Below are 13,223 nucleotides of genomic sequence, written 5' to 3'. Positions count from 1 at the left end.
ACTAGTTTAATTAGGAGTGAGTAGCATTTCACTACTTAAGTCTTCAACCTTAGGCGCATCACTTAAGCTTCGTAAACGCTCTTCGGCTTCTTTATTTAATACAATGATACTAATTCTTCTATTTCTTGGATTATACGGATTTTCTTTATCAAACGGCACCGTATCCGCCATCCCCACTGCCTGAGCAATTCGATCTGAGCTAACACCACCTTGGAGTAATAATCTTCGAGCAGCATTTGCCCTATCTGCAGATAACTCCCAGTTAGTATATTCTGAACTATCGTGATAACCCGAAGAGTCCGTATGTCCGGCAATACTAATTTTATTATTCGTTGAGGCCAAAACCTTTCCAACCTCTTGAAGTAGTTTAGAAGCATACTCTTTTGGTAAATCTACTCCTGAACCAAACATTGGACGCTTTCTATCGTCTAATATTTGAACCTGTAAACCATTCGGAGTCACATCTATTTTTAGTTGATCTTTAAGCTCACTTAGGCTTGGACTTTCCGATATCTTTTGTTCTAAAGCAAGTTTCATGGCTTCCATTTCAGCTTTTTCTTGAGCTTTACCAGAACCATCCTCGTCACCTTCTTCGCCCTTTGGAGAATCCTTAAACCCGCCCATATCAATCATTGCATCCGAAGTTCTACCCGCCTCTTTTGACTCAACTAATGACATTGGAGAAGATTCAATGATCGTTGGATCTCTAAAGAATTCAGCCATCGCTTTCATTTCTTCATCATTCGTTCCACCCAAGACCCATAGCATTAAGAAGAAAGCGGCTGTGGCGGTCATAAAATCGGCAAACGCTATTTTCCAGGCCCCACCGTGTGCAACATGGGGACACTTATTTAAGCGTTTTATGATTATGGATTGTTCATCTGACATAGTAATTCAACTAATCTTAAGGTTGTTTAATGATTACTTCTGGCTTTGCAAAAACTCATCAACTTCAGCAAAAGTTGGACGTTCGTGACTTGGCACCGCTTTACGACCAAACTCAACCGCTACTTGCGGAGCATAACCATTTAAGTTAGCCATTAAGCAAGTTTTAATAACAGCATAAAATGCACTCTCTGCTTCAGCTCGGTTTGCCAGATCGGATGAAATTGGCGCAATAAAACCATAGGCAATAAGAATACCTAAAAAGGTACCAACCAATGCCACCGACATATGGTGAGCAATCTCCATAGGACCGGCATCAAGGTAACTCATAGTAATAACAATACCCAGTACCGCTGCAACGATACCAAAGGCAGGAAGCGCTTCAGCTACTTTACCCACAGCACCACTTGGCATCATTGCCTCATGGTGATGGGCATCTAACTCTAAAATCATTAAATCTTCTAATTGATAAGGATTACTTGCTCCACTAATCATTAAACGTAAATAATCACAAATAAAGTCTATCGCATGATGATCTGCCGCAACTTTAGGAGCACTATTAAACAGTTCACTTGCGTGAGGGTCTTCAACATCAGCTTCAATAGACATTAACCCTTCTCTACGAGCCTTGTTAAATATTTTAAACATTAAGCCCAACAACTCCATAAAAAGTTCTTGGTTAACATGATGTGGCTTAGCTAAGCCTACACCTTGACCAAAACCGGCTTTAACAACCCAGCCAGGGTTAGCAATAATATATGCACCTAGAGCACCACCACAAATAATAACCATTTCTAGTGGTTGAATCATAATACCAATACTACCGTGTGGTAAATAACCACCCAGCAAGGTACCGATTACAACAAGTGTACCTACTATCGCTTTCATGTTTAATTCTTCCCTCTAATCTTGATATTTATTGCTTTAATTTTCTACGTCTAACTATTTTGTATAACGGCGGATAATTCTTGCTGAGCAGATTTTAACTCAGAAAGCTCTTCGACAATACCATTAAATATCTCATTTACCCTTCCAGCTTCTTCTTGAGTCGAGCCCACTCTGTTTTGTCCATTCTCCATTACTTGAACCGCATTTCTCGCACGTTGTTGTAATTCTTCAATAATTGTTTGAATTTCGGTTGTAGCTTGCTGCGTTTTACCAGCCAAAATTCTCACTTCATCGGCTACTACCGCAAAACCTCTTCCATGTTCACCTGCACGAGCAGCTTCAATTGCGGCATTTAACGCTAATAAGTTAGTTTGTTCTGCAATATCACGAATTAACACTAAAACCGTTCCAATATTACTACTATCTTCCTCTAAACGTTTAATCACTCCAGAAGCATGAGTCACTTCATTAGTCAGGCCACTGACTTCATTGATTACATTAGCAGCCGATTCAATACCGCGATTGGAACCTGCTTTTAGTGCATCTAGCTTTGAAGACAGCGTTGAAGATAACGTCAAAAGTTCACTATTATCAAAGGCTGCAGAAACAGCTGGTGTTGATACCTGTTGCTGAGCATAACAATTGGCTAAAGTTTCATTCAACTCTTCCATCTGCATCTCTAAATCTGAGACTTTAGATTGAAATGTTGATTTCTCTATCATCTCTTTAGTAACTTGATTTGATGCCATTTCTAATAGAGCATTTAAAATGCCTATCAACTTCGGGTCTGAATCATTTACATTAACCGTCGTAGCAAGGTCTTCATTTTGAACAATATTTTTTAAAGCTGAAACGAGTTCAGATTGATCACAAGCATTCGATTTACCGCAAGTTAATAAGTATACCAAAGCACCAACTGCGACCGCAGTAACAACCATTGCCATAACAACAAAGCCAAACGTAGGTAACCCCATAATTGCTGAATCAGCATATGCATTTGTTGTGGTTAAAGCAAATATCACTGCAAGACTTTTTACAAAATTCATAATTCGCTCCTAGGCGTAATAATCGACAATATTGTCTGTAGCAACTACCTTCGCTGTGGAAGATTCATTTAATTGCTGCACTTCATTTTCTTCACTGTGTCCGTTAGAACGCCCATAACTTGATTCTGATTCAGCGTTTTCAGAAAACTGGCGATCATCCCCTACATCAAGCGAACCTAAATTAACTCCTGCTTGCTCCAACATTTCTCGAAGCCTTGGTAAGGCGTTATCCATCGCCTCTCGGGTCGTTGCATGCTGCGCATGCATCGTTACATGAAGTTGATTATCTTTATCCATATGTAACTTAACTTGAACCGGCCCCAGTTTTTCTGGATTTAGGGTAATATTTGCCTTTTGCAACTGGTTATTTGCTATATAAACCACACGTTGCCCTAAAGCTTGCCCCCATTGAGGCGACTTAACCGGTAAAGTAATACTTTGTAAACCTAAAGGCAACTGAGAGCGTCCCTCCAAAGAACTAAAACTAGCCCCCAAAAGGCTTTCTTTAGAATCTGCTTTTACAATCAACTCATCCGTTGCCTTAACATTTAATTGCTGCTCAACTGCTTGCGCCTTCATTGTCTGCTGCATCATTTGTGCTTGCTGCTGCGCAAATTGATTTTGCTGAGAGCCATTTTGAGAAAATGACTGGTTACTTTGCGAAGAACCCGAAGCAGATGCTTGAGATTCATTAGCTGAATTCCCAAACTGGGTTTGAGTTTGCGCTTGATTTTGCGATTGTGGTGCAGAATTTCCATTTAGTGAAACACTTGATGCTTTAGAATCCAGACCGACACTATGTGCATTATTTACATGCAAAGGAGCATTAGCCGCAATCATAGCCGGATCTTCTTGAGTAGATTCAAAATCACTACTCTCATCAATCAACCCGTCTTCTTGACTATTATCTGTGTGTTTTAGTGCTAGGGATTGTGCTTGAACTCCATTTACCGAAACGGTCTCTTGACTGCCCACGAATGTTCCCACCATGTCATCGACAGATTCAGTAGCAGTATCATCAATAATACCTTCATCAATAATGCCATCAGCAATAGCATCAACAGACAAATCTATATCTACGGACTCCTCCGTAAGATTATTATCAGAGTTTAAAACATCCTTTGACTGGGCTGAGTTTACTATATTCTCAACCAAGTTCATTATGTGATCGTCATCCATCATTTCTGTCGAAGAGGAATCTGAATCACTAATATTAAATACGTTAATAGAAGGTAAATCTTCCGAATCGCTTTCTATTTTCTCTTCAGTTGGCTGATACATTGATGCAAACAAATCTGAAAACTTTGCCTCTTGTGGCAAACCTTGCCCTTTAACACTCGGATTCAAAGTTTCCGCTGATTGTTCAGGCTTTAAAACATTAGAAGATATAAGCATACTTGACTCTCGCCGGTTTATTATTCAGTAACTGCATAAAAGCAATATGTGTGCCTACAAAATAAAGCTTAAATAAAACCCGTTTTTTTCTGGATATGTTTTTGGGTAGCTAACTCATCCATCATTCGTTGTTCTGCCTTATTAAGCTTGATGGTTTCATTAGCCTCAATACGTTTAGTTAATGCCTCTAAGGCCTTAACTCTAGATCGTTTTTCAATCCAATTTTGCTTGGCTAAATCAACCATTTTTTCTGATTCTTTAACCAGTTGTTTTTGGGAATATAAAGCTTGAATTAATTTATCAGCAAAAGCGTTATGTGTCTGTAATTGAATTGGGGAAATTTGAGAAGATAAACTCGGTTTTTTAGCATATTCTGACTGGTAGTTTTCTAAAGATTCTACTTGTGCTAAAGCGTCACTTAACTTTTGCTGCATAAGCGCAAAACTCTGAGCCGCTTGATCTAACTCAACCTCGGCTAGCTCTATAATTTTATTAAATCTGTCTAAACGATTAGCCACAAAAAAACTCTTCAATTTGGATTAGATTGCCAACCTTAAATATTACCAATTTTAAGTATTACCAAACTCATTATTAGCAACATCATTACTAGCAATCTTAAGACAAGGCTTGAGCAAGGTTATCTAATGATTGATCTACAGAATAATATTCATGAATACCTTGCGACAAATAATCATTTAATACAGGATGCTTAACAATTGACTCATCAATCAATTTATCAGCGCCTTTTCGGTAAGCACCTACACTTATCAAGTCATGATTCTGCTGGTAAGTTGAATAAAGATTTTTAAATTTTCTAGCCATTTGCAGCTGTTCTTCCTGAACAATATCAACCATAACACGACTAATAGAAGACTCAACATCAATCGCTGGGTAACGTCCACTATCTGCTATTGATCGCGATAGAACAATATGGCCATCCAATACTCCACGCGCTGAATCAACAATAGGATCTGATTGATCATCACCTTCCGCCAATACTGTATAGATAGCGGTAATGGACCCACCTCCTAAACTACCGTTGCCAGCCCTCTCAACAAGTTGAGGTAACTTAGCAAAAACAGAAGGCGGATACCCTTTACTTGCCGGAGGCTCTCCAACCGCTAAAGCAATTTCTCGTTGGGCTTGGGCAAAACGCGTCAAAGAATCCATTAATAAGAGAACATTTTTACCTTGCTCCCTAAAATATTCAGCTATTGATGTTGCTAGCATTGCACCATGCAATCTCATTAAAGGAGGATCATCAGCGGGTGTCGCAACCACAACAGAGCGTTTCAAGCCTTCTTCACCGAGGTTTTGACGAACAAACTCATTAACCTCTCGACCTCGCTCACCTACTAATCCAACTACAACAACATCCGCATCGGTATATCGAGTCATCATACCTAATAGAACACTTTTACCTACCCCGGTACCAGCCATTAATCCAATACGCTGGCCTTTCCCAATAGTTAAAAGACCATTTATGGCCTTTATACCCACATCGAGAGGCTCTGTAATGGGATGACGGCTTAACGGATTAATTCTTTCGCCAGAGAGAGAAACATAATCCGTTACATCAATTGCTCCAAGACCATCTAGAGGGTCACCGGTTCCATTCACTACACGACCCAACATCGCCTGCCCTACACCAACTTTAACACCACCATCAACAGGCAAAACTTCAGCATTTGGAGAGAGTCCATTAGTATCTCCAATAGGCATTAAAAAAAGACGACCCTCATGAAATCCAACCACTTCGGCTTCAATAGGTTCTAAATCTACTCCGCGTATAATTTGACAACGAGAACCGATAGGAGCAAAAGTCCCCACCACTTCTAAAGTCATACCAACCATTCTCACCAACCGTCCAGCCACTTTTAGTGGCTGAGCTTTAATCGTAACATTCTGTAAATGCTTTAGACGATTGCTCAATGAAGTATTTAAACGGTCAGTTAATTCCATAGTTTTCTTCTATTTGAAATAAATAACTAAATCATAGTGAGACCTTTACACGAGATAGGTGCGAAAGAAAAATGAGGGAAAATTTACCTTATTGCGGCGGAAAACGCAGTGAATAGCTAGCTATTCGCAAGTTGTCGCCCAAAGGAAGTGCCCTTGGGGTACAACAAAAATAAGGTAAATTTTAACCATTTTTACTTGTACATACTCTCGTGCAAAGGTCTCATTGAGTTAGATTTAAAGAAAGATTCATTAAACCTGCGAGTCAGACTCTTCCAATTCATTGATAGTATATTGAGAAGTTTGCTCTACAATCTCTTCAAAACGAGCTATCCAACTATTTAAGATAGTCGAATAATCTTGCTTGACTAAGCAAGTTCCCTGTTCAACATTATGACTTTCGTGTAGTTGCCATTTTTCCGAGATTGAGGGTTTTGAAATTTGTAAAAAGGCGAGATCATCAGGGTGTAAATAGACATTAATTTTACTAGATGACTCTGGAAGCTGCTCAACCGATTCCTGAACCGCCTTCAGAACCCAATCTTTATCATCAATGACATTCTTTTTAATAACGGTTTGGGCAACATGCAAAGCAAAATCAACCAACTCTGAGTAGAGTTGATTTTCTAAAGAATCAAAAGGTTTATGTAACGCAGATAAAATAGAATCAAATTGTTCAATTTTAGGCTCAATGGTTTCCATCACTTTTGCCCTAGCTTCCAATTCACCCTGTTTTTGCCCCTCATCAAGACCTTTTTCTAAACCTTCTTGATAACCTTTATCAAAGGCTGAATCATAAGCTTCTTTCTTAATTAACTCCGCTTGCTTTTGAATCTCCGGTTCAATCTCTCGATGCAGTTTTTCATAAACCTCTTCTGACATTTTGGTCGATTCTACTTGTTCATCTAATTCAAAGCTAGATAACTTCCAAGGCTCTATACTCGGTGACTTTAAATCCGAAGATTGAACAAGTTTAGTGACAGGAATGGCTTCTTCTTGAAAATCCTTTTCTGCATTCACAGTATGCTCATCCACCTACACAAACTCCTCACCACCACCAGGCATCATAATCTTCTCTTCATCAGCTAAACGGCGAACGGTCTGTATGATAGTTCGTTGCGCATCTTCAACTGCGCTAAGCTTAACTGGTCCACCGGTTTCTAGGTCGTCACGCATAATATCGGCTTGACGTTTTGAAAGGTTTGAAAGAAATTTCTCTTTAATCTCTGTGTCGGCACCTTTAAGAGCAACAACCAATAGATCACTTGGTACCTCAGCCACAAGAGATTGAATCCCTCGATCATCTATGCCACCAATATCATCAAATACAAACATTTTGTCTTGAATCGCCTTACTAACATCATCATGTTCAATGGCAATATCATCTAAAATTCGAGAATCAACACCACTTCCAACCAAGTTTAAAATCTCAGCAGCTCGTTTTTCACCACCAATGGTTGCAAGTTTGCCGCCTTCACCATCACTTGATGCATTTTGTAACACGTCATTTAAATCAAATAATGCACGAGGTTGAATGGTTGTAAGCGTTGCAATACGGTAAATAACTTCAGACTGAAAGCGTTCAGGGATCCCACGCAATACCTCTGCGGCTTGATCAGAATCAAAATAAGACAGTACAATTGCAACCACCTGAGGGTGCTCATTACGCAACATATTAGAAATGGTTGAAGGATGCTGCCATTTTAAGGCCTCTAAACCTTTAACCTGATCACCTAGTAGCGCGGCATCCATAAGGTGTCCACCACCATCACCAAGAGCATCCGCCATCAGTGACTGAGCATATTCACTAGGATCAACCCCTAACGCATCATCACCAATCTCGTCTAGAAAATTCTTCATGACTTGATGGATATCGCCATGAGAAACATTTTCTACCGATGTCATAGCAGAACCAATATGTTGAACTTCTCTGGGATTTAAGTGCTTAAGCACTTTAGCAGCAGAATCTTTACCTAAAGAAAGCAGCAAAATAGCCGCTTTATCAAGATTAGTGATATCACTTTCTGTTCCCATTTCTTCTATCATTGATTCAGGCATTTTATTCTCCAGACATCCACTGCTTAATCACATGCGCGGCCACTTTAGGATCCGCAGCGACAATTGCCCTTACTTTTTCAAGCAACTCATGCTCAGCTTGAGATTCAGCTTCTGACTCTACTGCTGTTTGCTCAACTTCTTCATTCATTTGTTCTAGGGCTTTAGAAATTTCATCGACATTCTCAAGCTGTTCCTCTTCCTCAGGAACATCTTCTGGATATTCTAAATAGGTTTCTTCTTTCTTCGAGAGGTCTCTTAGCATTGGGCGAATGACACCAAAGATAATAATTAGAACTGCCAGGCCTGCTAACAATTGTTTAACTAAATTCCAGAACCATGATTCTTGCCAAATTGGAGCCGATTCAAGCTCTTCTGTTGGCGCAACCATAAAGGATGCATTTACAACACTTAATGTATCGCCACGAGTTTCATCAAGCCCAACCGTATCACTCACTAGTCTTCTGTAACGTAGCAATTCTTCATCATCAAGTGGTTGACGAACAATCACACCATTCTCATCTAAACTAGTTTTATCATCAAGTACAACGGCCACAGATAATCGGTGAATATTCCCAACGGAATTTTTGATATGACTGACCGTTCTATCGATTTCATAATTCTTAGTTCTCTTTTCACTTGAACTCTTTAAATTTGGATCTCCATCTGGAGTATAACCTTGTTCAGGAGCTAAACCTGCTCTAGGAGGCTGATTAGTTAAAGCTCCAGGAATACCTGTTGGGCCCTGATTACGGTTAATCTCTTTAACTTCTTGTTCAGATCTAACCGCTTCGGGATCAGGTTCATAATTTTCACGAGTCTGTTCTTGCTGAGTAAAATCTAGTTCTGCAGTAACTTGAGCTCGAACTTTATTTTCTCCACCAACAATTGGGGCTAATAATTTGATAATACGATTTGAGAGTGTCTCTTCAACCTGGCGAGTATAGTCAAGCTGCTTCATGCTCATATTTAGCATACCGGTACTAGACTGAGAGCCCGTTAACAAATTGCCATGCTGATCAACAACCGTAACCGATTTCACTTCCATATTAGGAATACTGGATGATACCAAGTAAACAATAGCGCTCACCTGCTCTTCATTCAGTGTTCTACCAGGGTAAAGCTTAACAACGACTGAAGCAGAAGGCTTTTGCTGTTTTCTCACAAAAACAGAACGTTTAGGTAAACCTAACATCACTCGGGCAGATTTGACCGCATTGATAGAAGAAACTGATTTCGCTAACTCACCCTCTAAGGCTCTATGGTAACGAGTAGTTTCTTTAAATTGAGAAATACCAAAACCTTGTTCAACATCCAATATTTGATAGCCCGTAGCGGCTTGTTTTGGGTAACCTGCAGCGGCAAGTTTTAAACGCAATGAATGAACTTTATCGGTAGGAACTAAAATTCCACCACTAGACTGATCAATTTGATATTTAACTCCATCTTGTTCAAGCGTTTGAACGATTTCGTTCATATCTTTTGCATCCACACTACCAAAAAGTAAAGTGTAAGGAGTACTTTGAGACCAGAGGACAATACCAACAACTAAAGCAAGAGATGCCGCTAATGCTATAACTAAACTGACCTGTTTGGCCACAGATAAAGAGGTAAGATTATTTAACAGCGTAGAACCCACACCAGACGGAGGTTGGGTATTTAGAGAGTTATCAAGTGCAGCTTGCTGTTCAGCCATTATAAATTCTTCTTGTCTTTAGAGACCTTTACAAGAGTCGATGAATGATTAAAAAAGGCTATAATACTCTATCTTGAGTCTAAAAATACACCCAATAGCTAGGCTAGCTATTAAGAGGTCCTTTGAGACTAATTCTAAAGAATTCATTCACTTTTTTCTTACATCCCCTAATCGTGTTAAGGTCTCCTTTAATATTTAATACGGTATATCGTTTTTAGACTATAAAGGCATATGAATGACATCTTTGTAAGCTTCGACTAATTTATTTCTAACTTGAGTCATTGCTTGAAAAGACAGACTGGCTTTTTGAACTTGTAACATTACTTCAGATAATTCCATTTCTGGATCACCTTGTTCAAAGGCTTTTTTCATATCACCGGCTTTATGTTGCTCATGGTTTACAGACTGAACAGATTCCGCCAGTAAATCGGCAAAATTAGCCCCTTTATCCTCACCGGATTTTACATTTTCTGTTACATCAAGTGCCGGCTTAGCTTCTGCTTGAGCAGCTAAAGAGCGCATTTGTAACATTAAACTTTGCGTATCAATCGGGTTCATCTGTATGTTCAACTCCAGAAGGCAGTGTGCTATTTCAAAAAAATCTAAAAATTGTAATTCATTATTACATAGTTCTAAATGTCTTTCAGCAATTGATATGCCACTTTTTTGTCAAAAAACCAACTTTTCACTAAACTTATTATTGCTTTGGCCGATAACCTTTTAAATCTAAGGGACGTCAACCCCTTGTTCCTTGAGTTTCGCAATTTTATAACGCAGGGTTCGAGGGCTGATATTAAGCGCTTCAGCCGTTTTTTGACGATGCCCTGAATTTTGTTTTAAGGTTTCTAAAATTAACTGAGTCTCTCTCGCTTTTAAATCCATAGGTAACTCAGTCGGCGTAAAATTTTCTTTTGGAGTTTCTTGAACAGGTTTCTCGTCCGCAGTCACGTTTTGATCACTTTGCTCAACAGAAGCGTCATTCATACTCGAGCTAAAGTTTGTATCAAACCCATCATCAAGCATAATATTTTGTTCTTGAATCGTATCTCCTGACATCATCACCAAAGCACGTTGAATAACATTATCTAACTCTCGAATATTACCAGGCCAGGTATATTGTATTAAGCGTTTCATTGCAGGAGCTGAAATCATAGGCTGAACACGATTCATACCACAATGTCTCTGTATTAATCTTTCTGCAATAGCGGCTATATCTCTTTGCCTCTCTCTCAATGGAGGCAAACACATTGGAAAAACATTTAATCGATAAAACAAATCATCCCTAAACCCACCATCCGCAATCGCTTTTTTCATATCAATATTTGATGCACTTAGCACACGAACATCTAATTCAATGACTTTAGAGCTACCAATACGTTCAACCTCTTTTTCTTGCAACACCCTTAAAAGCTTAGCCTGTAAGTCTGGTTTCATTTCACCAATTTCATCTAAAAAGATGGTTCCGTGCTGGGCTTGTTCAAATTTTCCAGGCATCGCTTTTGCCGCACCGGTAAAAGCACCTTTTTCATAACCAAACAACATCGCTTCCAGCATACTTTCAGGAATCGCAGCACAGTTAATAGCCACAAAAGGTTGCTTTGCACGCGGTGATTGTAAATGAATATAGCGAGCTAAAACCTCTTTACCGGTTCCACTCTCTCCGCTTATTAAAACACTCGCTTCACTTTCAGCCACACGTTTTGCCATTGTCTTTAGTTGTTGTGTAGCCGGATCAGCGACGATAAAATCGTCTTCATTTGAAGCATCCCGGTTAAAGTAAATTTTTGCTTTTTCTACCAAAACATCCGCTTCAAAAGGCTTAACAATATAATCTACAGCACCCGCTTTCATTGCATCAACCGCTTGTTCAATCGTTCCATAAGCCGTCATCAATACAATTGGTAAATAAGGTTTTATGGCTCTAATGCGCATCATCAAAGCATAACCATCCATTCCGTCCATACGAATATCACTAAAAACCATACCAATTTCATCATCCAAAGCAGTCAGGGCTTCTTCAGCACTACTTACGCTGATTATTTCAAAACCATTCAGACTTAAAGTATCAACCAACGCCTCTTGAAGCTCAGAATCATCTTCAACAACTAAAATTTTAGCAATACTCATGCAATTTCCTTTTTAGAAGTTAATGGCAGACGCAAACCAAATTGAGTGCCATAACCTACTATTGATTTAACCCACACTTCGCCACCGTGTGCTTCAGCAATTGCTCTTACAACAGCTAATCCTAAACCTGTGCCTTTAGCTCGACTCGTATAAAAAGGCTCAAAAATCTTCTCTAATCGTTCGTTCTCAATTCCTGGCCCTTTATCACTAACCACTAAATCAATTTTTTCGTCCGATACTTTATTAACGGTCACCTCGATATGCGCAAACGTTCCAACCACATCAATAGCGTTACCAATCAAATTTTGCAATGCCGTCAATAAAGCATCTTGATCACCGGTAACAACCAGGCCTGGTATAAAGGCATTGAACCGAATAGTACTGTTAGATTGAGTTACTTGAGTTTCCACAGACTGTTCTAAATTAGCCAGTAACGTATCAATCAATATCGGCTTCTCACTGCCTTTCCCCCCCTTTGCATAACGCAACATATCTTTAACTAAACACTCTAAATGATTTAAGCTATTTAATGCCTTACCGACAAATTTTTCACGTTTATCGTCATCAAGATGTTCAGAATTCATTTGCGAAACATAGAGTAGAGCCGAGGAGAGAGGAGTACGAATTTGATGAGCTAAAGATGCTGCCATTTCACCCATAGAATGTAATCGTTGATGACGACTAACGTGTTCTTGAAGCTGTCTTGCTGCGGTAACATCTTGAATAAGAAGAATACGATTTAACTCTTTATTAACAGGCGTTTCTGAAAGTTGAAAAAACAACCCATCATGAGTAATCAGCTCACCTGCTTCATTTGAATTCAAAAATACATTTTTTGTGACAACATCCCAATCACGGCCTATAGCATCTTCTCCTAAGATTGTCTGTGCACTTGGGTTCATTTCCAGAATTTGATTATTGTCATTTAAAACAATCACACCCGCAGGCAACAACTCAAGTAAACGGCTAAGTTTATCGGCTACTTGTTTTTTTTGCTTATCGCTTTTAGCTAGCTGTTTTTGTAAATGCGCAGCCTGCGCCTGTAAAGAATCGTAAGACGACGTTAACTGTATTGACGTTTGATTGAATAAATCAAACGCTGCTTCCAACTCATTTAAACGTTCTTGTTCATCAGTACTAATCAATTCCACTCACCCAAGAAATTTAACTAT

Annotated in this window: 12 protein-coding genes; all 12 read right to left on the bottom strand. The window is 39.2% G+C overall.

The window, feature by feature from the left end; genetic code table 11:
- Window positions 1–6: 6 nt before the first annotated feature.
- Window positions 7–888, bottom strand: a complete 882-nt coding sequence (gene motB, locus BS34_RS0103620) for a flagellar motor protein MotB (RefSeq protein ID WP_029407191.1) — start codon at window positions 886–888, stop codon at window positions 7–9.
- Between the two features lie 33 nt (window positions 889–921).
- Window positions 922–1,773: a flagellar motor stator protein MotA gene (gene motA, locus BS34_RS0103615; protein ID WP_029407190.1), complete on the bottom strand. Its 852-nt coding sequence runs from the start codon at window positions 1,771–1,773 to the stop codon at window positions 922–924.
- A gap of 50 nt (window positions 1,774–1,823) precedes the next feature.
- Window positions 1,824–2,819 carry a methyl-accepting chemotaxis protein gene (locus BS34_RS13175; RefSeq protein ID WP_029407189.1) on the bottom strand — a complete coding sequence of 332 codons (996 nt, stop codon included), beginning with the start codon at window positions 2,817–2,819 and terminating at the stop codon, window positions 1,824–1,826.
- A gap of 9 nt (window positions 2,820–2,828) precedes the next feature.
- Window positions 2,829–4,214 carry a flagellar hook-length control protein FliK gene (locus BS34_RS12520; RefSeq protein WP_029407188.1) on the bottom strand — a complete coding sequence of 462 codons (1,386 nt, stop codon included), beginning with the start codon at window positions 4,212–4,214 and terminating at the stop codon, window positions 2,829–2,831.
- A gap of 68 nt (window positions 4,215–4,282) precedes the next feature.
- Entirely contained in the window at window positions 4,283–4,732 is a 450-nt protein-coding gene (gene fliJ / locus BS34_RS12515) for a flagellar export protein FliJ (protein WP_029407187.1), read from the bottom strand.
- A gap of 97 nt (window positions 4,733–4,829) precedes the next feature.
- Complete coding sequence (gene fliI / locus BS34_RS0103595; RefSeq protein WP_029407186.1) at window positions 4,830–6,176, bottom strand: flagellar protein export ATPase FliI; 1,347 nt, start codon at window positions 6,174–6,176, stop codon at window positions 4,830–4,832.
- A gap of 249 nt (window positions 6,177–6,425) precedes the next feature.
- Window positions 6,426–7,208 carry a FliH/SctL family protein gene (locus BS34_RS0103590; protein ID WP_029407185.1) on the bottom strand — a complete coding sequence of 261 codons (783 nt, stop codon included), beginning with the start codon at window positions 7,206–7,208 and terminating at the stop codon, window positions 6,426–6,428.
- A complete protein-coding gene (gene fliG, locus BS34_RS0103585; RefSeq protein WP_029407184.1) occupies window positions 7,209–8,231 on the bottom strand; it encodes a flagellar motor switch protein FliG in 1,023 nt (340 codons plus the stop codon).
- Between the two features lies 1 nt (window position 8,232).
- On the bottom strand, window positions 8,233–9,924 hold the full coding sequence (gene fliF / locus BS34_RS0103580) for a flagellar basal-body MS-ring/collar protein FliF (protein WP_029407183.1): 1,692 nt from the start codon (window positions 9,922–9,924) through the stop codon (window positions 8,233–8,235).
- Between the two features lie 219 nt (window positions 9,925–10,143).
- A complete protein-coding gene (gene fliE / locus BS34_RS0103575; protein ID WP_029407182.1) occupies window positions 10,144–10,482 on the bottom strand; it encodes a flagellar hook-basal body complex protein FliE in 339 nt (112 codons plus the stop codon).
- A gap of 168 nt (window positions 10,483–10,650) precedes the next feature.
- A complete protein-coding gene (locus BS34_RS0103570; protein ID WP_029407181.1) occupies window positions 10,651–12,051 on the bottom strand; it encodes a sigma-54-dependent transcriptional regulator in 1,401 nt (466 codons plus the stop codon).
- The gene (locus BS34_RS0103565; protein WP_233993132.1) at window positions 12,048–13,202 is read right to left on the bottom strand and encodes a sensor histidine kinase; all 1,155 of its coding nucleotides are present in this window, start codon (window positions 13,200–13,202) and stop codon (window positions 12,048–12,050) included. Before BS34_RS0103565 ends, BS34_RS0103570 begins: the two co-directional genes overlap by 4 nt.
- Window positions 13,203–13,223 lie beyond the last annotated feature (21 nt).

Origin of the sequence: Thiomicrorhabdus sp. Milos-T2 (assembly GCF_000702325.1) — a bacterium.
Taxonomy (GTDB): domain Bacteria; phylum Pseudomonadota; class Gammaproteobacteria; order Thiomicrospirales; family Thiomicrospiraceae; genus Thiomicrorhabdus.
Note: the sequence above shows the minus strand (reverse complement) of the source record. Positions and strands in the feature narration are given on the sequence as shown.